A 21,920-nucleotide genomic window follows, 5' to 3' on the forward strand; every position below is an offset into this window, starting at 1 on the left:
AATTCCTTCAAAAATAATAGTTGAGAGTGAAAAGTTGGTCAAAAGATATCTTGTTGGCCCATCTCAGATTGAGTCGACTACCTCGCTCTTCCCCCTCTGATATCTCTCCATTTTGCTGATCCTCTTCCCTCCTTTTTCCCTGACTGGCACTCATGACCACCTGAGCCAGATTGGTCTCTATAGAGAGCTGATCAAAAATGAAATAATACAGCCCCATCTTCATATCCATGTGAATGGCATTGGTCCGGATTTCATTCCTCCCCCTAGCATAGGATTCTCCTCCCAGGGTATCATAATGATGGTAAGAGTTCTTCTGAATTGTCCTCAAATAGCCCATTCCAGGCTGCACATAGGCACCAAAATCACCATGGATAGGAAAATAATATTTCAGGAAGGTTCCAAAACCAAAGCTCACGCTACTGCTATTGTTTTCATAATTTCGGTTATAATATTGGCTTTGCTGACTATGATTGGCTGATCCAAGCTCCATATCAATACCCACCATCACATAATCCTTGAAAAAGCGGGCATAGTAGGGTGAAATGAAGAAGTTGCTGGATTGATTTGAATATTCATCACCATAGAAGGATCCTATCACGTTTTCAGGATTATTACTTTCCGTTTCTGAAAAGTTGATAGAGATTCCTCCTCCCAAAATTCGGTTTCCCATTTCAAGGGAGCTTTGAGAATAAGTGAGGGCACATGAAAAAACAAGAACAAACGCAGCAGTATTTTTTTTGGCTCGAAAAGGGCTCATATACGGGTTTTTAGGAGGTGAAAAAACCTAACTCCCGCAAAGAGCATACCAGACCGTTACCTAAATTATTAAAAAAAGTTAATCACGAAATTGCTCGCCCGATTTCTTCTCCATTAATCTCACCAAAAAACCTGCGTCCGATACATGTTCAAGGATCACTTTGATCAGGAAGGTCAGTGGAACAGACAGCAACATGCCTGCTGTTCCCCACATAAAGGCCCAAAAAACCAGGCTAAATAAAATAGTCACAGTATTGATGGAGAGTGAGTCTCCCGTCATTTTGGGCTCTACGATGCTGCCCATAACGATTTGTACGCCTTCCAGCGCTAAAAACAGAAAGAACACCTCGGAAATACTGGTGGCCGTCAGTCCCCCAATAATCAACGGGGGCACGATGGCAATGAGGGATCCCACATAAGGAATATAGTTGAGCACAAAACCTAAAATACCCCAGAGTAAAGCATACTGTATACCAAAAGCCCAGCTAATAAGCCCTATACCCAGGCCTGTCATCAGGCTCACCACGGTTTTCACTTTGATATAAATACTAATCGAATCTTTGACTCTCCGAAAAGTATCCGATGCGGAAGATTCCTCTCCTGCTCCATTTTTGCCCATGATATAGTTAATCACCTTTTCGTATTGGGCAATGGCTCCCAGTAGCCCCGCGAAATAAAGAATGGTCATGAGAAGCTCCGTTGCAAACCCACTCAGCGTATTGAGAAAAGATCCTGAAAGTGATAATACCTGATCTGTAGGTACTACTCTGGAGAGGTATTCTTTTAGTTCGTCTTCCTTCAGCTCACTGCCCATGAGAGAGGTCACCCGATCAATCATAGGTTTAAGTTCGGCGGTCACTCCTGCCAGGATATCATCCCTATTGCTGACAAATGCGCTCACCGCATTGTAAAACAGAAATCCGATGAGTAAAAAAGCAATTACTGAAAAAATGGTAGTCAAAACCACGCTCACATTCAGTGAAAACTTTCGCTTGAAAAGACTCACCAGCGGCTGCAGCAGAATGGCAAAAAACAATGCAAATGCCAGTGGCACAAATAGATTACTCAACATTTTGAGCAAATAAAGAATTACAATGGCCAAAAAAACCACTAAAATATTCTTGATCACACGGAGTGATCGGGCCATATCATCAGTTTGTTCCTTCATGGGGTAAACATTTGTGGGTGTTCGTCTTCGAAAGGTGTAAGTGCTTGCAAATATCTGGCAAAAGAAAGGATACTTGCTTCATCAAAGTGATTTCCTATCAAAGTAATTGTTCCCGAACTTCCAGCTTCATAAGATCCATTAGGCAGCACTACACACGGATGCCCCGTCAGGTTGGTCATCAGGAGCTGATCACCGCCAAAACTCGGAGCAATCAGCACATCGATATCGGCCATCATCTCATTGAATTGCTGAACCAGTAAATAGCGTAATCTATTGGCTTGTATGTACTCTACGGCAGGGATGAACCGGGCACTCCTAAAGACATTTGGCCAGGCATTGATGATCTGCCGGGTAAGTTCATCATCCTGATTGCTCCGGGTAAGCTCATCGAAAGCCGCGGCAGCCTCTGCCGAGAGGATGAATCCGAGGGCGCTTGTGGGGATCTCTGTAGGTAGCTCCTTTTCGATCATTTTCAGTCCCTGATTCCTGAGCAGAGCCAATGTAGTACTATCATTACTTTTGTTGTAATCGGAGGCTTCAAAAAGCCCTTTCAAATAGCCCACTCTAAGGTTTTTTACCTTGTACACATCATACTCATAATTGAATGGGTAGTCCTTTAGCACTTCCAGGTCCTTGCCATCTGATCCCCTGATGGCATCAAAAACCAGGGCCAGATCCGTAGCATCCCTGCACATGGGCCCGAGCTTATCCATGCTCCAGCTCAGTGCCATCGCACCATATTTGCTCACCCGACCAAAGGTTGGTCGCAATCCCATGATCCCACATCTGTTGGATGGTGACACGATAGATCCCCACGTTTCACTGCCGATGGCAAAAGGCACCAGACCGGCAGCCACGGCAGAAGCCGGACCAGCGGATGAGCCACTACTGCCCTGCTCCAGATTCCATGGATTTTTGGTGACACCACCATACCACACATCTCCCCAGGCCAATGCGCCCAGAGTGAGCTTGGCTACCAGCACCGCGCCAGCTGCTTCCAACTTCTCCACCACTGTGGCAGTATAGTTGATTTCCTGATCTTTAAAAGGCATAGCTCCCCAAGTGGTTTTATACCCTTTTACCGCCAATAAATCCTTCACTCCATAGGGAATGCCGTGCAATGGGCCTCTGTACCTTCCTGCTGCTATTTCCTCGTCTGCCTTTTTGGCCTGCTCCATGGCGAGTTCTTCAGTCAACGACACCACACACTGCAGGGTATCCCCAAATCGCTTCAATCTGCTCAGATACATCTTCGTCAGCTCCAGTGAGGTTACTTTTCTTGTTTGCAGTAGCACTGAAAGTTCGGCCACCGAGTAGAACGCCAACTCCTCTATTTTGGCGGGCATCTCCACTTGGCCAGGTTGCTGAAAATCCACCTCCAACTGTTCAGATGAAATATAATCGAGGTTTACAGGGGGCACGAACACCAGCGAATATGGGAGGTCGTTGGGTAGAGGTTGCATGCGAATTTTTCGAAAATCCGAAAGGTTATCCTCCAACCCTCCACGCAGTGAATCCACTTCCTCCTGAGTAAAATCCAGCCCAAAGAGCTTCATGGCCTGAAAAATGGAATCCTGCTGACCCTGTACAACCAATACACTCAGGCAGGTTATGACAGTGAAAATAAGTTTTCTCATGACTTTGATAATTTGAAGGGTTTCAAGAGCAGACATACTCCAAAATAAGGAGCTATTTGCTCTTTCACATGATCAGGAAGAAAGGTAAGACAGGAAATCCATTTTTCGCCCGTGGCGAATGAAGAAAGTTGAGTAGTCAAACAAAAAGGGCAGGCCTCTTGCGAAACCTACCCTTCTCATTTCATAGGCACCGTAGCCCCTATCAAATGCCAAACTACTGTTCGGATGCCCTCTAAAGTTTATTCCAGGGAAACCCCGAAATTTTCTTCAAAATTGACCTTCGAGCCACGCTAAGCGATGCCTTAGCGTTCACCTAACTTTTGCCCTACTGGCCAAGAAACTGACGTTTCAGCTTCCTATCCCTCGTTTGGTAATTCTAAGGTAGCATCAATATTTACAATCACAAAGTTTTGATTATCAATGTTTTCCACCAGTTTTCCATAGGCTTATACCCTGGTTATACCCGGCTTTTGCACAGTCTTATCCACAATGTGCCCTGTTTTGTTAAAAAAAGCTAAAGACACTGCCACTCATGTAACTTCCGCATCCTTAGGTCGGTACTCTCAGTTAACTCAACCAAACCTAAAGGTCATGATCAAGAACTACCTAAAAATCACCCTCCGACATTTACTGAGGCAACCGGGCTACGCCGCTCTTAACATTCTGGGCCTCACCATCGGTATTGTGTCCAGCCTTCTCATTGTACTCTACCTCTACCATGAGGTCAGTTTCGATCAGCAACATACCAAAGCTGATCGCATCTACCGGATTTCTTCAGACATCAAGGAGCCAGATAATGCCTTCAGATGGGCAGTGACCCAACTTCCATTGGGTAGAACTGTGAAAAGTGAATTTTCCGAAGTGGAACAATATGTGAGGTTTATCGGAAACGGACGCACCCGATTTTCGAAAAACGATATCAGCTACTATGAAGAAAACATTTTCATGGTGGACAGTACGGTCTTCAATGTTTTTGACTTTAATCTGACCTCCGGAGACCCTCAAACTGCACTGGAGGGCCCCAACTCCATAGTGATCAGCCAGAGCATGGCCGATAAAATCTTTAAGGGAGAAAACCCCATAGGACAACTGCTCAAAACAGATCGCAACAGTCTGGAGATTACCGGGGTATTCGCTGATGTACCCAAAAATTCCCACATTCGGCCTAATGCCATGATTTCGGCAAGCACCGCAGATCGAAACAATTCTCAAAACTGGGGCGGATTTGGGATATACACCTATGTATTACTCAACGAAGGAGCCGACCCTGCTGCAGTAGAGGCCAAACTCAATGACATCATAGAAAAGTATGTGGCCGTCATCTTTGATCAGTTCGGTATCAAAATTCGATACGAGTTGATAAATATTGCCGACATTCACCTCTACTCCACTTTTCAGGGAGAGCCCGAGCCCCTCGGCAATATCAAATACATCTACATTTTCGGGGCAGTAGCCATCTTCCTGATCCTCATCGCCAGCATCAACTACATGAACCTCTCCACGGCCAGGTCTATGAAACGCGCACTGGAAGTCGGTATCCGAAAGGTAATGGGTGCTCAGCGCGGCATGCTCATCCGGCAGTTTATGACTGAGTCCATTCTGCTCACAGTCTTCGCGCTTTTTCTCAGCCTGCTGCTCCTACTAATTCTCGTACCCTTGCTGAACAATCAGCTGCAAACCAACCTCAGCATTGGCAATTTGCTAGCCCCGGGTGTACTTCTAGCCATTGGCATCATGTTTCTCATCACAGGTGTGCTCAGTGGTAGCTACCCGGCATTTTATCTTTCAGCCTTCAAGCCCATTGTGGTACTCAAAGGAAAGGGAGGCCGCGCAGGCAACAAAGTACTCAGAAGTATCCTCGTGGGCATTCAGTTTGCTATTTCCATTTTCATGCTGGTGGGCACACTCATTATCTACGATCAGATGCAGTATCTCCGACACAAAGACCTGGGATTCGACAAAGACCAGGTACTGAGATTGGTACTGGACAATGATCCTGCCCGTGAGAAATGGCCAGTACTCAAAAACAAACTACTGGAAAACCCCAACATCAAGGGAGCTACTACCTCCACCACTTCCCCCGGACGTGGATTTGGTAAAAATGTCATGAGCGTGGAGACCAACGATGGCACAATGGAACAGTATGGTGTCGATTCTTACGGAATCGATTATGACTACTTGCCGGTATTAGGGATTGATCTAGCTGCCGGTAGAAACATCTCCTCCAATTATCCCACAGACACTGCTTCAGCGGTAATGATCAACGAAGCCATGGTGGCCCGCATGGGGTGGTCAGACCCTATCGGAAAAAAGTTTCAGTTTGACCGGGACAGCACCAAATTTCACAAGGTCGTGGGAGTGGTCAAAGACTTCCACCAAAGATCTCTGTACGACCCCATTGAAGCGCTTCTCTTTATTCCGAGCCTGAACAACTCCAATGTGCTGATAAAAGTAGGTGGCGACTTAAACGCTTCCATTCGCAGCATAGAGACTATCTGGAATGAGGTATTTCCTAATATGCCCTTTGAATACAGCTTTTTGGATGAAGACTTCATGGAGCAGTATGAAACTGACCAGCTCAGAGGACGCCTGTTCCTTGGTTTTTCGGTGATGATGATTTTCATCGCCTGCCTGGGGCTCCTGGGCCTTGCTTCTTTCATTGCGGAGCAGCGCACCAAGGAAATCAGTATCAGAAAAGTGCTGGGTGCCAATGTTTCTGGTCTGGTGACCCTGCTGGTTAAGGATTTCATCATCCTTGTTGCATTGGGAGCCTTACCGGCCTTTGGGTTTGCTTACTACTTCATGGGTGAATGGCTGGACACCTTCGAATACCACGTAGAGATGAATTACCTGCTCTATATACTGGTGCTCATTATCATCTCAGCCATCACGGTGGTCACCACCGGATACCATGCGCTGCGGGCCGCCAGTAGTAATCCTGCCGAGAACCTGAAATACGAATAAGTCAAGTGACAGAAGCAGGGCCTGGAAGTATAGAATTGCTTTCTGGCCCTGCTTTATTTTTTGTCGCTAGCTTTAACTCATGAAACAAGCGTTAGCCCTTCTGCTTGCCGCCCTGGGCTTCTTCCAGGTGGCAGCTCAAAAACAGGTAGCCATCACCTATGATGACCTGGTCCTCAATGGGCCCTATATTTCTCTGGAGCATACCATAGCGGTTAATAGACAAATCATCGCTGATTGCGCAACGTTTGGTGTCCCGGCAGTAGGCTTTGTCAATGAAAAGAAACTTGATGTCACTGGTGAAACAGTCACCAGAATAAACATTTTGAAGTCCTGGCTGGATGCGGGCCTCGAGCTCGGCAATCATACCTATAGTCATCCTTCGCTCTCCAGAACCCCTCTGGAGGAATATCAAAATGATGTGATCAAAGGTGAGGAGGTCACAAAGGCGCTCATGGAAGAACGTGGACAAACCCTGAGATACTTCCGGCATCCATACCTTCATACCGGCCCGGACAGTACCACCAAGGCCTCCTTCGAAGCTTTTCTAAGTGCTAGGGCTTATGAAATAGCTCCGGTGACCGTGGATGGTTCAGACTACATATTCAATACAGCATATGTGGATGCGCTCAGGGCCGGAGACACCTCCCTCATGCAAAGAACAGGCGCCGCCTATGTAGCCCACACCCTTCGGATGTTTGACTTCATGGAAGAAGTGGCTAAAGAAGTGATAGGAAGAAACATTGCCCACGTTTATCTGTGCCATGCCAATGCCATCAATGCCGACTATATGGGCATCCTCTATCAGGAACTAAAGCAGCGTGGATATGAGTTTACCTCATTGAAAGAAGTATTGCAAGATGAGGCCTACCAGCGCAAGGATTACTATTTGGGCAAATGGGGCATCAGCTGGCTTTATCGGTGGGACAAGGAAAAATCAACAGAATGGTTGAAAATAGAACCGGAAATTGATCAGGAAATTTTATCCTTGTATAACAATCGATAAAATCTGAAAACCCCGGAAATGTGCGCTGCACGACTTTTTGAAATAAACATTAATCCATCACCCCACGTTCGAGTTTTAATTATGTAATCAAAGACACATGATGGACCAAAATTTCATCCATAAGATTTTTCACTCACATCAGGAATACACTAAAATCCCGGCCACATCATCCATCATTGGATTTTTCAATGATTTGCTCGGTGTATTGTTTCCTGATTTTTCCAGCCACCCAGCCAAATCTGAAGAGCAGGTAGGACAGATTCTCGAACAGCTTCAAACCAAACTCAAGAGTATTCTCACCAATAACATATCATTGTCCGGAGACAACAAACAGGAAATCATTGAGGCTTTCTTCACCAGTCTTCCGGTACTCTATGATCGGCTGGCGCTGGATATCGAAGCGATGTTTCAAGGCGACCCTGCTGCTTCTGATCACTCAGAGATCATTCGCTCCTATCCTGGCTTTTATGCCATTGCCTCCTACCGCCTGGCTCATGAGCTGGCGCTCCTGGGGGTAAAAAATATCCCGAGGATCATCACGGAGCATGCCCACAGCAAAACCGGAATAGACATACACCCCAATGCCATCATTGGTGAGCACTTTTGCATTGACCATGGCACCGGGATAGTAATCGGGGAAACGACCGTGATCGGCAAGCACGTAAAAATCTACCAGGGAGTAACTCTGGGAGCACTCAGTGTGGATAAAAAAGACGCTAAAGTAAAACGTCACCCTACCATTGAGGACCATGTGGTCATCTATGCGGGTGCTACCATTTTGGGAGGAAAAACGCGCATAGGCAAACACTCCATTATCGGTGGAAACGTATGGCTCACCAAGAGCATCCCGGCCAATTCGAGAGTGTATTATCAGGCCCTGATGCATGAAGACAATGAATCCAAACCAGACCTCATCATCGTAAAGCAAGCCTGATCCATGAATTTACTAGACCTGATAGGAAATACTCCCCTGGTGGAGATTACCAAAATCAATCAAAAACCCGGAGTGAAAATCTTCGGTAAGCTGGAAGGTCAAAATCCGGGCGGTAGTGTCAAAGACCGGGCGGCTTTTGGTATGATCAGCGAAGCCCTCAAACGGGGTGACATCAAAAAGGGCGACCGACTGATAGAAGCCACCAGTGGCAATACCGGTATTGCGCTGGCCATGATTGCACAGTCGGCAGGACTACACATGACCCTGCTGATGCCTGAAAACAGCACGGTGGAGCGCATTCAGGCTATGAGGGCCTATGGTGCGGAGGTGATTCTCACCCCTGCCGAACGAACCATAGAATACTCAAGGGAGCTGGCGGAAGAAAAAGCCACCAAAGAGGGTTATTTCATGCTCAATCAGTTTGCCAATCCGGACAACTACGGCATGCATTACAAAACCACAGGCCCGGAAATCTGGAGAGACACCGAAGGTCAGGTGACCCATTTTGTCTCCGCCATGGGCACCACGGGCACCATTATGGGGGTTTCCCGATACTTGAAAGAACAAAACCCCGACATACAGATCGTGGGAACACAACCCACCGAAGGCTCCTCTATCCCAGGCATCAGGCGATGGTCACCAGAATTTCTTCCTAAAATCTTTGACCCTAAACGAGTAGACAGAGTGATCGATGTGAGCGAAACGGCCGCCAGAAACATGGCCAGAAGGCTGGCAAGAGAAGAAGCCATCCTCTCAGGGATGAGCAGCGGTGGAGCACTCACTGCCGCATTGCAGGTAGCTGAAGAAATCGATCATGGGTTGATTGTTTTCATTGTATGCGACATAGGAGAAAGATACCTGAGCTCCGGACTGTTTGATTGAAACCAAAATCCGCTCTTCACAGTTCTAATCTAAATTTTACAAAACGATGAACAAAGCCATCAAAAATATAAAGCCACTTGGCTTCCCATGGGAAACTCAGGATCCCTTCCTTTTTTGTGTATACCACAAAGATGATTACCCAAAAGGGAATGCTCAAATGGGCCCAGATGCATCGCTTGCAGGTCGTAATCTCGGTCAGGATTTTGACACTTCCAATGCGTGGAGAATGTACCACGGCGATACGGTGCCTGGATTTCCACAGCACCCACATCGCGGATTTGAAACTGTGACTGTCGTACCCAAAGGGCTGGTAGATCACTCTGATTCGCTGGGTGCTGCAGGCCGGTTTGGCAATGGAGATGTGCAGTGGATGACTGCCGGAAAAGGTGTGAATCACTGCGAAATGTTTCCTTTGCTCAAGCAAGACGAAGAAAACCCTCTGCTCCTCTTTCAGATTTGGCTTAACCTGCCCTCAAAGAGCAAGTTTGTGGAACCTCACTTTGCCATGCTCTGGAACGAGAAAATTCCGATGTACAAATCGGATGATGGAAAAACCTCCGTCACCGTGGTGGCCGGAAACATTGGGGAGGTGAAAGCCCCTGCTCCTGCACCCGACTCATGGGCAGCTGATCCCGCCCACGAAGTAGCCATCTGGACCATAAAAATGGATGCCAATGCCGAATGGGAATTACCCAAGGCAAGTGCAGGTGTCAATCGCTCCATCTATTTTTACCAGGGAGAACCCCTGACGATAAACGATGAGGTCTTGCAATCCCATCAGTGCATCGAGCTGAATCCCTCAGAAACCGTCACACTCAAAAGTGGCACATCGGAAACCAGAATACTAATGCTCCAGGGCAAGCCCATCGGAGAACCCGTGGCTAAGTACGGTCCTTTTGTAATGAACAATCAAGATGAGATCAGACAAGCCCTTCAGGACTATCAGCGCACGCAATTTGGTGGATGGCCATGGCCCAAAAATGATCATGTTCATCCGCGTGAGCGAGGACGTTTTGCTAAACATGCAGATGGTCGTTTGGAGGAAATGTAGGATTGCATGACGAACGCTCTAATGATTTAATAACATTTCTCCTGCAAAAAATCCAAATGGAATTGACGTTGGTTGAAAAAAAAATTAGCTTTAGACAAACCCTTTACCCATGAAGATATATCAGTTGATCTGGAGCTATGAATGCAAACCGGAAACGGCCGCCGAATTTGAAAAAGAGTATGCTCAAAATGGAGCCTGGTTCAAATTTTTTGAACCGTGCGACGACTTCCTGGGGCAGGACCTGGCCAAAAACATAGAAACCGGACATTACATACTCACTGACAAGTGGATCTCCAGAGCCTCATACGAAGGCCACATAGCTGAGAACAAAGCAGAATATGACCGGCTCTGCGAACAGTTTAAGGCACTGTATGAAAAAGAGACTCTGATCGGGAGATTTGAGACCGTTTCGTGGTGATCTTTAGCGCCTGAATATGCGTCTGGTGGTGAAACTGCGCTCATCCAGGATTTCATCATCACTCACTTTTTTGACACCCTCCACTGTGTAAAAAGCCTTGGGGTTATAAGTTTTAATCACCTTGATGGTTTTCGGGAGCGCTTCTCTTTTGATCACCGTGAAGATGATATTCACTGCGCCCTCCTCTGAGGTAGCATCCACGCTTGAAAACCTGAACGAATTTTCCCGGAAATATTCAATGAGCTCCATGGCTGGCTGTCGGGTGATCACCCGCACCACCACTCTGCCTATGGCCAGTTTTTCTTCAATGATCATCCCCACAAAAATCCCGGATGCGAACCCTGAAGCATATGCCAGGTAGGTAGGCCAGCTGGTGATATTCTGAAAAATCTGACTAATCGCCAATATCCAGATCAGCGATTCGAAAAAGCCCAGGAAGGTAGAGATGGCCTTTTTGCTTTGAAGCATAAAGATGATCCGAATGGTGTTGATGGACACGTCCATGATTCTGGACAGGAAAATCAACAGCGGCAATAATACCCATTGAAAAGTTGATTGATCCATCCCTAAAAAATCCGCAAGTGATTGCCCCATTGGGCAAAACTAGTCCTTTTCATTTCCCGCACCGGACAGGCACTGTTTAAATCTTCCTTATTTTTGCTTTCAAAAAATTCAATCAATGCATCTGGAGATCGTAAAAGCCGGACAAGAAGATCATCAAGAGTTGCTAGCCTTCGCCAAAGAGAATTTTCTTCTTACCTACGCCCACCGGAATTCAACAGAAAATATTCAGCACTACATCAAGGAGGCTTTTGATCCCAGGTCCTTCAAAGATGAACTCCTCAATCAAAACTCAGTATTCTACAAATGCCAGCTGAATGAAGAAATGATTGGGTATTACAAAATCAACTACGCAGAAGCTCAAACTGAACCTGACTACCCCGAAAGTGCAGAAATAGAGCGAATCTATGTGAGCACTGACCAAAAAGGACGAGGTGTTGGCAGGAAAATGATCCAACATGCCAAAGCACAGGCACAGGCAAAAGGACTCGACTATCTGTGGTTGGGAGTATGGGAGAAAAACCCTGAAGCGCTTAGTTTTTATGAGAAAATGGGCTTTGAGGAGATTGGCACCCATGTATTTCAGCTTGGTGATGATGCGCAGACCGACATCATCATGAAGCTCGCGCTATAAACCCCTTCCGCTTTTCCGTCAGGCTTTTTTGATCCGCTCGCGCAGCGTTTTTCGGTCAATGCCCAACACCTTAGCCGCCTGGGATATATTGTTCTGATTGGCTGCCAGCACATCACCGATGTACTCCTGAATCACCTCCTCAAGCTTCCTGTCCAGCCCCTTTGACTGAGACGCTGAAAATCGGAAGGCCTCCGGCAAATCAGGTATATCAATGGTGGTGTCATCCGCCAGAATGACGAGCCGATGAACAAGATTTTGAAGTTCCCTCACGTTGCCAGGCCACGCGTATTCCTTCAGCGCATTGATGGCTTTTGGTGAAAACCGCATCACTGATTTATCCAGCTCCTGTATGTATTTGGCTAGAAAAAACTCCACCAGCTGAATGATATCGTTGCCCCGCTCGCGCAAAGGAGGCAAATCAATGGAAATAATGTTCAGCCTGTAATACAGATCTTCCCGAAACAGGCCTTTCTTGACCAACTGCATCAGGTCCACATTGGTAGCCGCCACCACCCTCAGATTCACTTTCTGGGACTTTTTAGAGCCTACCATGTAAAACTCCTTTTCCTGAAGCACACGCAGTAGCTTGGCCTGCATGGCCAAACTCGTATTGCTAATTTCATCCAGGAAGATTGTTCCCTTATCAGCAGTCTGGAAGAACCCTGCCCGCGTTTCACTTGCTCCGGTAAATGCCCCTTTGACATACCCAAACAACTCGCTCTCGAGCAATGCATCGGGGATCCCTCCGCAGTTCACAGGTACAAAGGGCGTAGCAGAATCGCTACCTCCATAGTGCAAAGCCCGCGCTACCAATTCTTTACCAGTGCCACTTTCACCCTGTATCAACACCGTGGCATTGGTGCTTCGGGCTTTCGCTATGGTATTAAACACCCCGATCATTCCATCGGATGCCCCGATAATGCCAAAGTTTTGCATGGAGGGGTTCTGCCCTTCCTTTTTCCGGCGATTGGTCTTATTGAGTGCGCTCTCGACAGCTCTGAATAGTTCTTCGTCCGTAAACGACTTCACCAGGTACTCCTCAGCACCGATCTTAATAGACTCCACCGCCCCCTGAATGGACGGAAATCCCGTGATCACCAGAATGGCTACCCACTTGAAGTTTTCCGACACATGCCGCACCAGCGCCAGCCCATTTTCCCCAGGCATTTTCAGGTCTGTGATCAATAGGTCGATATTGATCGTCTCCAGGAGCTTTATCGCTGACTGAACGTTATTGGCAGTATAGACCTGATAGCCTACGGATTCAAGGTTTCGTTTGATTAACTCCACCGTTTCGAAAGAGTCATCAACTACCAACACTTCATGCGGAACCGAGTCTTTTGTTTTCATGATTGGACATGTTTGATTGGCAGCCGGATTTCAAATTTTGAACCTTTGCCCCTGGTACTGGTCACCTGAATGCTGCCGTCATGCGAATCTATGATGCCCTGCACCACAGACAATCCCAAACCCGTACCCTGACCTACTGGTTTGGTGGTAAAAAAGGGTTCGAAAATCTTCTTTCGCACAGATGGAGGCATCCCTGTACCCGTATCCTTTACAGCCAGTATCACGGCATTGTCCTTTTGTCGGGTACTCACCGTCACCTGACCGCCCTCCGGCAACGCATGGATGGCATTGGTAATCAGGTTGACGAGCACCTGACTCATCTGCACCGAATCGGCCTGAATCAGTGGAAGATTAGGATCCAGCCGTTCTACAATGTTGATACCCTGGCTCTGAAAGCGAACATCAATGAAATACAGTGTGCTCGAAACAATGGTGTTGAGGTTGACAGGCACGATTTGCTGGGGCATCTGCCTGGAGAAAATCATGAGCTTCTTAATGATCTCACGTGTGTATAGGGATGCTTTGATAATGCGCTCTATGTCCTCCTCTTGCTGAAAATTGAGTTCCCCACCCTTTTTGAGTAGTTGGGAAAATCCGAGGATCTTTCCAAGTGGTTCGTTGAGCTCATGAGCAATACCCGCAGATAGTTCCCCCACAAATGCCAACCGCTCTGCATGTTGCAGCTGGGCTTTGAGCTTTTGCTTGTCTTCCTCTACAGACGCACGCCTGATGAACAGCGAAAGCTCCCGGCCGACGATTCGGATAAGGTTCCTTTCTTCCTGCAGGAAAGGAGAGGCCTTGCTCGCTATATCTCCCGACTCCCGATAGCCAATTTTGATGGTTCCATACTTCCTTTCCCCTACTGTGAGCGGTGTGGAGATGTCCCATTTGCAATCGGAAAAATGAGGGGTGGAGTATTGTTTTTTATGAATCGTCATGCTCACTTCGGCCAGGTCGGGGTATTGCATGGCCTTAGGCAAAATCACCAAAGATTTGGCGATAATGGCTTTCAAATCGTTCTCTTCTTCCCATGCAATTTTGGAAAGTTCATAAAGACAATTCAATTCTTTGACCCGCTCCCTGAGCTGAAATTCCGTGGAGTTCTCTTTCATAGCTTGATCAACAAAGCTACGACTCCTCTCCTGAAACCTTGTGAACATTTTCGTAAAATTTCCACATCAAGTGGGTAATTTTTACCCATGGAGTAATAATTACCCACAACTATAAATCAAAACCCACTCCCAGTCCCTTCAATCGAGCTTTTATTCTGGCACACTTCCTGCATACCCCAGCAGTAATTAAATACTCACTATATGAACAGAAGACTGATAACCATCATTGATTACGAACGGTTACTTGCCCTCAAGGAGCTTGCCCTACTGACCACTGAGACTTCAGAGAATGTGAGAAAGCTCTATACTGAACTGATGCATGCCCACATGCTCAAACCCGGGTACATTTCTGAGAACGCCATCACCATGAACTCAAGAATTCTCTTGCGTGAGTTGCATACCGGCAGGCAGATAGATCTGACCATCACCTACCCCCGAGACTCGAATGCGATGGAACGTAGGGTTTCTGTATTCTCAGAAATCGGAACCGCCCTGCTCGGCAAACTGGTAGGCGATCGGGTTTCATGGAAAATCAAGGACCGAGAAGCCCACTTCGAAATTCTTGAAGTTCTCTACCAGCCCGAGGCTGTGGGTCATTTTAATCTATAAAAAGTAAAACATGGGTGATCAAAAGGCAAAATCCAATGCGCGCAGAAAGGGGAATCGACATCAAACGTCTATGCTCGAGTATTTCAAAATCCTCTTGCGCAAACTCAGTTTCAACTCACGGCTATTTAGAAAAGAATACCGAAAAACCTTCAGATACCTGGAGCCCTCCGATCAGGATCGACTGAGGGAATGGTTAAGAAAAGGACCGGAAAACACCAAAATCCAATAAAATTATGAAGTGGAAAAACATCCTCAACAAACAACAAAGTGCAGGACTGGCTATGGTTTCAGTATTCATCATGGTACTGGTCATCAGCATCATGAACAAAAGGCACGTATTGGACCTGGAATATTCCCTGACCACCATCTACGACGACCGACTGATGGCTGAGAATCACATTTTCAATCTCTCCAAGAAAATTTACCAGAAAAAAATTCTCCTCAACGTGGATGAAGACCGACTCATGATGAGCCGGATTCACATCAATGACTCCATCAACCTCCTCATTGCCGACTATGAAGAGACGAAGCTCACCATGGATGAAGCTTTTCAGCTGAAAAAGCTCAAGAGCAGTCTGGGGAAAGCCGAGCTGTTTGAAAATCAGTTCGTTTACAGCAGCTCCGCCGAACATCGAAACCTACTCAATCCAGAACTCAGGGCACAGTACGAAATCATACTCGCAGATCTGGAAGGATTGGCTATGCTTCAACTTCACGAGGGTCAAAAATTGATTGATCAGTCGCACCGGATAGCGGCGTCCAGCAATGTAACCACACGCCTGGAAGTGGGCCTACTGATCATTCTCGGACTCATGACGCACATCATCTTTGCGGCCAGACCTCCAGCTCCCAAGTATTCCTATTTTGACAACCTCAACTAACATCTAACCTAACGCATTCAATGAGTTTAAATTTAACTAGGATAAAATTGTCCTATATAGAAAAACATCTATATTTGTCTCCTGCAACGACTATGTTTTCAAAAGCATGTGAATATGGAATCCGGGCCACAATCTACGTGGCGGTACAGTCCCTTGAGGGAAAGCGGGCAAGCCTCAAGAGCATTGCTGCGGAGATAGAATCTCCTGTAGCATTTACCGCTAAAATATTACAGGACCTGGTTCGTAAGGGACTGATGCAGTCTGTGATGGGGCCTACCGGAGGGTTTGAAATGGACCAGCAAAAGCTGGACAGCATGAAACTAAGCCAGATAGTAGACGCCATAGATGGAGACTCCATCTACAAGGGTTGTGGGCTTGGAATGAAACAATGCGACGAGTCTAAGCCCTGCCCCGTTCATGACAAATTCGCCAAAGTGCGTGCTGACCTGCGAGAAATGCTCGAAAGCACGAACCTCCTCGGACTGGCCACCGAACTGGAAACCGGGAGCACGTTTTTGAAACGCTGAGAAAGAGCAGTCTGCAGTAGTTGACAGATGACAATACCCATGAGACCAATCATACAAATTGAAGACATCAAATTACTAGTAGACTGCTTCTACGGAAAGGTGCAGGAGGATGAGCTGCTTGCTCCCATATTCAATGGGCGCATCGCCGACAAATGGCCAGAGCACATGGAGAAAATGTATCGCTTCTGGCAGACAGTTTTGCTAGGAGAGCATACCTATCTGGGGAGCCCTTTTGCTCCTCACGCGCACTTACCTGTGGATCATACTCATTTCGAGCGTTGGCTCCAGCTTTTCTATGAGACCATTGATGGGCTCTTTGAAGGAGAAAAGGCCGAAGAGGCCAAATGGAGAGCTGGTAAAATGGCTGAAATGTTTCAACTGAAAATTGCCTATCGACAGCAACATGGCTTAACCTAACCCCGATAATACCATGCCCCTGAAACGTCATAAATCCCTGCAACCTCTCAGCCACGAACATCATCACAGCCTGCTCCTTTGCTGGAAAATAAGAATGGGTTTTCGTAAGCAGATAGAGCTGAAGCGGATCAAGCGCTATACAGACTGGTATTTCCATCAGCACATCAGCCCCCACTTCTCCCTGGAAGAACAGCACCTCTTCCCTATTTTGGGTATGGATCATCCTTCAGTAAAGAAAGCGCTAGCCGAGCATCGCAGACTCAAAAGATTGTTTACGGATGAGCATGAGTTCAAAAAGAACCTGAGCCGGATAGAGGAAGAACTCGAAAGTCACATCCGATTTGAGGAGCGGGTGCTCTTTCAGGAGATTCAACTACAGATCTCCAAACATCAGCTTGAACTCCCGGCAATCCTTCATCAGGAACTGCCATACGAAGAAAACACAAGTGACCCTTTTTGGGAATAAAATCAGGCTCGGTCGGCCTGGCGAGATTTCTCCACGCAAAATCCGGTGAATCACTTCATTTTTCTCACTTTTGCCTTCAAACATTGAAGTACAGATTACTCACGCATCATTTGGCCAAGTGGAAGTAAAGGGAAAAAGAAAGTTATTAAACAAGGCGAGCATACTGGAAGGTGCCAGCTCTACCAATCCGTTCGTATTCAGTCGGATGTTCCTGCTCTGGGCATTTCTAGGCCTGGTGGGTGGGCTCATCGCCGGTGTATACTGGATTACCCTAGAGTTTCTCACACATCAACTATCAATCTTTCAGGGTTGGCAGGTCATTCCGCTGATGGCTGGTGCAGGCTTACTTGCAGGGCTTATCATCCACTTCATCGGGGATCCGGGAGAAATCCAGCTGATTGTCAATAACATCCGATTCAATAAGGGTAAACTTGACCCTAAAAACAACCCTTCCATGATTCTTTCGTCACTCCTGTGTGTGGCTTCCGGAGGAAGTCTGGGACCTGAGGCTCCCCTGGTACAGGTGACAGGGTCCACGGGATCATGGCTGGGGAAAATACTCCGACTGAAGGGAGAAGAGTTGCGCTCACTCAGCATTGCTGGTATGGCCTCAGGATTCACAGCACTCTTTGGAGCACCACTTGGTGGCAGTCTCTTTTCTCTGGAGATACTCCATCACAAACATGTGGTGGAACATTACCAGGCCATCATCCCCGCCTTTGTGGCCAGCTGTTTCAGCTACGTCATCTTTGCCTTTGTGGTTCACCTGGGCCTCGGCCCCATTTGGGATCTCCCTGCCTACGAAATAGCAGACAAATTCGATTTTGCACTGGCAGTGTTCTTTGCCTTGTTTGCCACTGCCGTGGGCTGGGGGTTTATCTTTTTGACCAAAGGGTTGAAAGAACTCTTTCAAAAAGTAGTCTTCCCTATTTATGTAAAAACACTCATCGGAGGGATCATTCTTGGGACCATTGCATTCTATTTTCCTCTGACCCGATACTTTGGGCATGAGCAAACAAACCACTTGCTGGAGGGCCAGTTTACGCTATCGTTTTTAGTACTCCTCCTGTTATTTAAGATTCTCGCCATTTCAGTCACAGTGACCTCCGGGTGGCGAGGTGGCTTTATCATTCCGCTTTTCTTCACGGGGGCCACTCTTGGCCTGATCATCCACCACTTCATGCCCGGAGTGAGTATTTCCCTGACAGTGATCAGCTGCATGGCGGCCATCAATGTGTGCGTCACCCGTACACCACTGAGCACGACCATCCTTTTGGCCTCACTCACGGGATTTTCCTATTTCATCCCCATTCTGTTTGCCAGCCTGACAGGATATTTTCTGGCACCTAAAACTCCTTTTATCTCCTCTCAAATGGAAGAAAGCAAAAATCACAAGAGCGCTTAAAGCACATAACTGGATTCACAGAATCCCCTGTATCACAAAATCAACCACTATCGCATTTGGGCATTCTCAAACACTGAAGCATCCCACGAACTTTGCATCTCAATTTTTATTAGTTAGGATTCCTTACTATATTAGCGCTAGCAATATCGCTACACTCTAAAATCTCTTAAGCAATGAGTAAATCCATCTTTTATCATGCGGGATGTCCCGTTTGTGTCAGCGCAGAACATGACATCCTCAACCTACTTAATCCCAAAGAAGTTGAAGTAATCCATTTGGGTGAAGACAAAACAAAAATCGGTGATGCCGAAAAAATCGGAGTGAAATCCGTCCCTGCATTGGTGACGCCAAATGGCCATGTTTTACACATCAACTTTGGCGCAAGCATGGCTGATGTAAAAGGCTGATCATTTTTTGTCTTTAATAGTTAGGAGTCCTATGTTTACATACGACTCCTAACTTCATTCGTATGGCCAATTCCGTTTTTGACACCATCTATCAGCTGCAGAATGTAGAAAGCAAGATCATTGTATCATTAGAGCGCATATCAGAAGCTTTCAAAGTTCTACTATGGGAGGATAGTAAAACCCATGGACTCACGCCAATTCAGGTGCAAATACTGGTTTTTTGTTTGTTTCATTCTCCAGACAAGCGAAAGGGAAAACGACTCGCCTCCGAATTGAACGTCACCAAAGCCACAATCAGCGACGCTGTGAAAGCATTGGAGCAGAAAGGGTTAATCTCAAAAACGACAGAAACAGATGCACGTAGCTACATCATTGACCTTACCACACATGGAAAAGAAGTAGCCGAGAAGGTTTCCTTCTTCGCTAACCCGCTCCATTCACCCATCGAGCGTCTGTCAGAAGAAAAAAAAAGCATCTTATTAAGGAGTTTACTCGACCTTATTTCGAACCTGCAATCTGCTGGCATCATATCTATCAACAGGATGTGTCTTTCATGTAAATACTATGAGCCACGACAAGAGGATCATTATTGTCACCTGCTTCAAAAGAAGCTCTCGGATCAAGAACTTCGTATCGACTGCTCTGAACATGTATCTATTCATTAAACCCAGCAAATAACTCGCGTCCGATTTTCGATAACCTTTGTGAAAGCACTTCAGTAGTTCAAACCAATTGCAGAATACTTTCTGATCCACTATCATCTTTCACGGCTTCCCTATTGAAACAAGAAGCAACAGGATACGCAGGCAATGTTTATTGCCCTTCTGTAAAAAACTTCAGTTGGTTTTTATAATACATCAGGTCTTCCAGTTCAATTTCCGCAGCCTGCAGTGCTTTTTCGCTGTATTTCACAGCTTCCTTTTTCTCACCTAATTTGAAAAGCAGGGATGCATAGCTATCGTAATAAGTGGCACTCGGGTAACGATCCACCACACCTCGCATCCAGTTTTTGGCCTGGCTGAGGTGATCCTCATTGTCCACGAACAGATAAAATTTCCAGGCAAACTCGTTCAGCTGATCAGGATCCTCCACTTGCTGCTCCTGTACTACTTTCACGGCATTCTCGGCATACACCGGCCAGTTGGCTTTGAGGTCAGCCGCCTTCAGATTCACCAGTGATTGCAACTCACCTTTCTTATCAAAATCCACTTCGGACATCAGCTGGCGAAGTGCCTGAGTAGCAAACAATGTGAGGTCCTCACCCTCATAGATGGCGATAAGCTGATCTAACATGACGTCATGGATCTTCTGATCTACGGTATCTTTTCCATATTTAAGTCCATACATGTCGTGATAGGCCATCAGGTACTGAAAAGGCTCGCTGTACGGATCCGACACATTCAGATTGATCATGGCCCAGGCACTCTCCTCCATCCATTTGGAATGGGGCAACTCTGAAAAAAACGTCTCCACCAGCTTCGTCCGATTCAGACAGGCGTCGGCCAGCATGAGCGAGTAGTCCACCAAAAAATCTAACGAACGCTCCCCATCCTCAAAATGCTGCTCCATTTCGGAAAGGCTACCCGCCCCGAGAGCGGCCTTACCCAGGGTCATCAATTCATCAGTCTCTACAGCCCCACACCCACGATGTACGACCTCTCCATTGCCATCCAGAAACAACAACACCGGAAAAGAGCTCACTTCATACTCCTCGGCCAGCACAGCACCCGCTATGTCTTCCATGTCCATGCGGATATTGATGAAGTTGGAATTGAAAAAAGCACCAACCTCCCTATCCGTAAAAGTGTACTTCTCGAGAATCGCACAGGGCTGACTCCAGTCCGCATACCCCTCCAGGAAAATCAGTTTTCCGGACTTTTTGGATTGATCCAGTGCCTCAGCCCATGACAGGTCACTGAATTTCACCCCATCCTGCGCAGCAGCGCAATGGGTAATTAAAAGGACAAATGCAGAGAAAAAAAATGATTTACTCATAAGAAAGTATGTAATTTGAACCTAAAAATAAGTGAAATAAAGATAGCTCTCACACGCAATGTACATGAACGTCAAATATCTGATCTGCGCGCTTTTCCTAGGCTATGGACTCACCACCCTGGCCCAATCTACCTACGAAGCTGAGATCCGCCAATGGCAAAAAGAGCTCAATGAAGAGTTTTCTGATCCTGACAGCTCTCCATTGACAGCCAAAGAAATCAAGAAATTCAAAGGGCTGGAGTTTTACCCCATCAATGAGGCCTACCGCGTAGAAGCCACACTGGAAATTCTACAAAACCAGCAGCCCTTTACCATCCCTACCAGCTCGCAGCAGCAAAAGGTATTTGTGAAGTACGCCATTGCGCGCTTTGAGCTCCTGGGCCAGGCATTTGAGTTTCCGCTCTACCAGAGTCTGCAACTGCAGCAGTCTGAAGAATACAAAGACTATCTGTTTGCACCCTTCACGGATGAGACCAATGGATTTGAGACCTATGGCGGAGGCCGGTACATGGACCTGAGAATTCCTGAGGGCAATACCCTTATGATCGATTTTAACAAAGCCTATAATCCGAGCTGTGCCTACAGCCCCAACTACAACTGCCCGATACCCCCACGCGAAAATGACCTGACGCTGGAAGTCAAAGCCGGGGTAAAGGCCTGGGAAGACCACTAAACATTGGTGTACTCCGGCTTACTCCAGTGAAGAGTTCGTATCATTGCAGCTGGATTTTTAGGTATAAAAG

The 21,920-nt window shown here is 46.7% G+C and carries 24 protein-coding genes; 17 read left to right on the top strand and 7 right to left on the bottom strand.

The features are described from left to right. Positions 1-7 precede the first annotated feature (7 nt). The 3 genes from GV030_RS07395 to GV030_RS07405 all read right to left on the bottom strand — a co-directional run bounded on the left by GV030_RS07395 (position 8) and on the right by GV030_RS07405 (position 3,561). Entirely contained in the window at positions 8-670 is a 663-nt protein-coding gene (locus GV030_RS07395; RefSeq protein WP_370519059.1) for a hypothetical protein, read from the bottom strand. A gap of 165 nt (positions 671-835) precedes the next feature. After that, positions 836-1,924 carry an AI-2E family transporter gene (locus tag GV030_RS07400; RefSeq protein ID WP_159581333.1) on the bottom strand — a complete coding sequence of 363 codons (1,089 nt, stop codon included), beginning with the start codon at positions 1,922-1,924 and terminating at the stop codon, positions 836-838. After that, on the bottom strand, positions 1,921-3,561 hold the full coding sequence (locus GV030_RS07405; protein WP_159581335.1) for an amidase: 1,641 nt from the start codon (positions 3,559-3,561) through the stop codon (positions 1,921-1,923). Before GV030_RS07405 ends, GV030_RS07400 begins: the two co-directional genes overlap by 4 nt. A gap of 591 nt (positions 3,562-4,152) precedes the next feature. On the opposite strand from GV030_RS07405, the gene GV030_RS07410 reads away from it, so the two are divergent. From GV030_RS07410 to GV030_RS07435, 6 genes are all read left to right on the top strand, one after another. Continuing rightward, the gene (locus GV030_RS07410; RefSeq protein WP_159581337.1) at positions 4,153-6,525 is read left to right on the top strand and encodes an ABC transporter permease; all 2,373 of its coding nucleotides are present in this window, start codon (positions 4,153-4,155) and stop codon (positions 6,523-6,525) included. Positions 6,526-6,604: 79 nt separating this feature from the next. Further along, on the top strand, positions 6,605-7,528 hold the full coding sequence (locus tag GV030_RS07415) for a polysaccharide deacetylase family protein (RefSeq protein ID WP_159581339.1): 924 nt from the start codon (positions 6,605-6,607) through the stop codon (positions 7,526-7,528). 97 nt (positions 7,529-7,625) lie between these two features. Then, the gene (locus GV030_RS07420) at positions 7,626-8,462 is read left to right on the top strand and encodes a serine O-acetyltransferase (RefSeq protein ID WP_370519060.1); all 837 of its coding nucleotides are present in this window, start codon (positions 7,626-7,628) and stop codon (positions 8,460-8,462) included. Between the two features lie 3 nt (positions 8,463-8,465). Next, positions 8,466-9,344, top strand: coding sequence for a cysteine synthase CysM (gene cysM, locus GV030_RS07425; protein ID WP_159581341.1), 879 nt, complete (start codon positions 8,466-8,468; stop codon positions 9,342-9,344). Between the two features lie 46 nt (positions 9,345-9,390). Then, entirely contained in the window at positions 9,391-10,395 is a 1,005-nt protein-coding gene (locus GV030_RS07430; protein WP_159581343.1) for a pirin family protein, read from the top strand. A gap of 109 nt (positions 10,396-10,504) precedes the next feature. Next, entirely contained in the window at positions 10,505-10,813 is a 309-nt protein-coding gene (locus GV030_RS07435) for a hypothetical protein (RefSeq protein WP_159581345.1), read from the top strand. Between the two features lie 3 nt (positions 10,814-10,816). Here the strand turns inward: GV030_RS07435 and GV030_RS07440 are convergent, their stop codons facing one another. Then, positions 10,817-11,407, bottom strand: coding sequence for a DUF2179 domain-containing protein (locus tag GV030_RS07440; protein ID WP_159581347.1), 591 nt, complete (start codon positions 11,405-11,407; stop codon positions 10,817-10,819). An 85-nt stretch (positions 11,408-11,492) separates the two neighbouring features. Here GV030_RS07440 and GV030_RS07445 point away from each other — a divergent pair, with 85 nt between their 5' ends. Then, positions 11,493-12,008, top strand: coding sequence for a GNAT family N-acetyltransferase (locus GV030_RS07445; protein ID WP_159581349.1), 516 nt, complete (start codon positions 11,493-11,495; stop codon positions 12,006-12,008). Between the two features lie 18 nt (positions 12,009-12,026). On the opposite strand, the gene GV030_RS07450 is transcribed toward GV030_RS07445, so the two are convergent. Both GV030_RS07450 and GV030_RS07455 read right to left on the bottom strand, forming a co-directional pair. Beyond that, positions 12,027-13,358 (bottom strand): sigma-54 dependent transcriptional regulator, encoded by a 1,332-nt coding sequence (locus GV030_RS07450; protein ID WP_159581351.1) that lies wholly within the window; start codon positions 13,356-13,358, stop codon positions 12,027-12,029. Then, on the bottom strand, positions 13,355-14,470 hold the full coding sequence (locus GV030_RS07455) for a sensor histidine kinase (RefSeq protein WP_159581353.1): 1,116 nt from the start codon (positions 14,468-14,470) through the stop codon (positions 13,355-13,357). The genes GV030_RS07450 and GV030_RS07455 overlap by 4 nt, the downstream gene beginning before the upstream one ends. 201 nt (positions 14,471-14,671) lie before the next feature. On the opposite strand from GV030_RS07455, the gene GV030_RS07460 reads away from it, so the two are divergent. The 9 genes from GV030_RS07460 (at position 14,672) to GV030_RS07500 (ending at position 19,847) form a co-directional block, all read left to right on the top strand. Continuing rightward, positions 14,672-15,079, top strand: coding sequence for a GreA/GreB family elongation factor (locus GV030_RS07460; protein ID WP_159581355.1), 408 nt, complete (start codon positions 14,672-14,674; stop codon positions 15,077-15,079). Between the two features lie 10 nt (positions 15,080-15,089). Next, positions 15,090-15,308 (top strand): hypothetical protein, encoded by a 219-nt coding sequence (locus GV030_RS07465; protein WP_159581357.1) that lies wholly within the window; start codon positions 15,090-15,092, stop codon positions 15,306-15,308. Between the two features lie 4 nt (positions 15,309-15,312). Continuing rightward, positions 15,313-15,960: a hypothetical protein gene (locus GV030_RS07470; RefSeq protein ID WP_159581359.1), complete on the top strand. Its 648-nt coding sequence runs from the start codon at positions 15,313-15,315 to the stop codon at positions 15,958-15,960. A gap of 47 nt (positions 15,961-16,007) precedes the next feature. After that, positions 16,008-16,487: an Rrf2 family transcriptional regulator gene (locus tag GV030_RS07475; RefSeq protein ID WP_370519061.1), complete on the top strand. Its 480-nt coding sequence runs from the start codon at positions 16,008-16,010 to the stop codon at positions 16,485-16,487. A 39-nt stretch (positions 16,488-16,526) separates the two neighbouring features. Continuing rightward, complete coding sequence (locus GV030_RS07480; RefSeq protein WP_159581361.1) at positions 16,527-16,904, top strand: group III truncated hemoglobin; 378 nt, start codon at positions 16,527-16,529, stop codon at positions 16,902-16,904. A 13-nt stretch (positions 16,905-16,917) separates the two neighbouring features. Next, the gene (locus tag GV030_RS07485) at positions 16,918-17,370 is read left to right on the top strand and encodes a hemerythrin domain-containing protein (RefSeq protein ID WP_159581363.1); all 453 of its coding nucleotides are present in this window, start codon (positions 16,918-16,920) and stop codon (positions 17,368-17,370) included. A 70-nt stretch (positions 17,371-17,440) separates the two neighbouring features. Next, on the top strand, positions 17,441-18,775 hold the full coding sequence (locus tag GV030_RS07490; protein WP_255465207.1) for a chloride channel protein: 1,335 nt from the start codon (positions 17,441-17,443) through the stop codon (positions 18,773-18,775). Positions 18,776-18,948: 173 nt separating this feature from the next. Continuing rightward, on the top strand, positions 18,949-19,182 hold the full coding sequence (locus tag GV030_RS07495) for a thioredoxin family protein (protein ID WP_159581365.1): 234 nt from the start codon (positions 18,949-18,951) through the stop codon (positions 19,180-19,182). Positions 19,183-19,244: 62 nt separating this feature from the next. Next, positions 19,245-19,847: a MarR family winged helix-turn-helix transcriptional regulator gene (locus GV030_RS07500; RefSeq protein WP_159581367.1), complete on the top strand. Its 603-nt coding sequence runs from the start codon at positions 19,245-19,247 to the stop codon at positions 19,845-19,847. A 148-nt stretch (positions 19,848-19,995) separates the two neighbouring features. Here the strand turns inward: GV030_RS07500 and GV030_RS07505 are convergent, their stop codons facing one another. After that, a complete protein-coding gene (locus tag GV030_RS07505) occupies positions 19,996-21,177 on the bottom strand; it encodes a thioredoxin family protein (RefSeq protein WP_159581369.1) in 1,182 nt (393 codons plus the stop codon). A gap of 64 nt (positions 21,178-21,241) precedes the next feature. Here GV030_RS07505 and GV030_RS07510 point away from each other — a divergent pair, with 64 nt between their 5' ends. Further along, positions 21,242-21,850 (top strand): DUF1684 domain-containing protein, encoded by a 609-nt coding sequence (locus GV030_RS07510; protein ID WP_159581371.1) that lies wholly within the window; start codon positions 21,242-21,244, stop codon positions 21,848-21,850. The last annotated feature ends 70 nt before the right edge of the window (positions 21,851-21,920 follow it).

This window comes from Marinoscillum sp. 108, assembly GCF_902506655.1.
Classification (GTDB): Bacteria; Bacteroidota; Bacteroidia; order Cytophagales; family Cyclobacteriaceae; genus Marinoscillum; species Marinoscillum luteum.

Bases quoted from the DNA above. Each gene is read 5' to 3' on its own strand.
- GV030_RS07395 (WP_370519059.1), bottom strand. From the start codon at position 670: ATGGGAAACCGAATTTTGGGAGGAGGAATCTCTATCAACTTTTCAGAA.
- GV030_RS07400 (WP_159581333.1), bottom strand. From the start codon at position 1,924: ATGAAGGAACAAACTGATGATATGGCCCGATCACTCCGTGTGATCAAG.
- GV030_RS07405 (WP_159581335.1), bottom strand. From the start codon at position 3,561: ATGAGAAAACTTATTTTCACTGTCATAACCTGCCTGAGTGTATTGGTT.
- GV030_RS07410 (WP_159581337.1), top strand. From the start codon at position 4,153: ATGATCAAGAACTACCTAAAAATCACCCTCCGACATTTACTGAGGCAA.
- GV030_RS07415 (WP_159581339.1), top strand. From the start codon at position 6,605: ATGAAACAAGCGTTAGCCCTTCTGCTTGCCGCCCTGGGCTTCTTCCAG.
- GV030_RS07420 (WP_370519060.1), top strand. From the start codon at position 7,626: ATGATGGACCAAAATTTCATCCATAAGATTTTTCACTCACATCAGGAA.
- cysM (WP_159581341.1), top strand. From the start codon at position 8,466: ATGAATTTACTAGACCTGATAGGAAATACTCCCCTGGTGGAGATTACC.
- GV030_RS07430 (WP_159581343.1), top strand. From the start codon at position 9,391: ATGAACAAAGCCATCAAAAATATAAAGCCACTTGGCTTCCCATGGGAA.
- GV030_RS07435 (WP_159581345.1), top strand. From the start codon at position 10,505: ATGAAGATATATCAGTTGATCTGGAGCTATGAATGCAAACCGGAAACG.
- GV030_RS07440 (WP_159581347.1), bottom strand. From the start codon at position 11,407: ATGGGGCAATCACTTGCGGATTTTTTAGGGATGGATCAATCAACTTTT.
- GV030_RS07445 (WP_159581349.1), top strand. From the start codon at position 11,493: ATGCATCTGGAGATCGTAAAAGCCGGACAAGAAGATCATCAAGAGTTG.
- GV030_RS07450 (WP_159581351.1), bottom strand. From the start codon at position 13,358: ATGAAAACAAAAGACTCGGTTCCGCATGAAGTGTTGGTAGTTGATGAC.
- GV030_RS07455 (WP_159581353.1), bottom strand. From the start codon at position 14,470: ATGAAAGAGAACTCCACGGAATTTCAGCTCAGGGAGCGGGTCAAAGAA.
- GV030_RS07460 (WP_159581355.1), top strand. From the start codon at position 14,672: ATGAACAGAAGACTGATAACCATCATTGATTACGAACGGTTACTTGCC.
- GV030_RS07465 (WP_159581357.1), top strand. From the start codon at position 15,090: ATGGGTGATCAAAAGGCAAAATCCAATGCGCGCAGAAAGGGGAATCGA.
- GV030_RS07470 (WP_159581359.1), top strand. From the start codon at position 15,313: ATGAAGTGGAAAAACATCCTCAACAAACAACAAAGTGCAGGACTGGCT.
- GV030_RS07480 (WP_159581361.1), top strand. From the start codon at position 16,527: ATGAGACCAATCATACAAATTGAAGACATCAAATTACTAGTAGACTGC.
- GV030_RS07485 (WP_159581363.1), top strand. From the start codon at position 16,918: ATGCCCCTGAAACGTCATAAATCCCTGCAACCTCTCAGCCACGAACAT.
- GV030_RS07495 (WP_159581365.1), top strand. From the start codon at position 18,949: ATGAGTAAATCCATCTTTTATCATGCGGGATGTCCCGTTTGTGTCAGC.
- GV030_RS07500 (WP_159581367.1), top strand. From the start codon at position 19,245: ATGGCCAATTCCGTTTTTGACACCATCTATCAGCTGCAGAATGTAGAA.
- GV030_RS07505 (WP_159581369.1), bottom strand. From the start codon at position 21,177: ATGAGTAAATCATTTTTTTTCTCTGCATTTGTCCTTTTAATTACCCAT.
- GV030_RS07510 (WP_159581371.1), top strand. From the start codon at position 21,242: ATGAACGTCAAATATCTGATCTGCGCGCTTTTCCTAGGCTATGGACTC.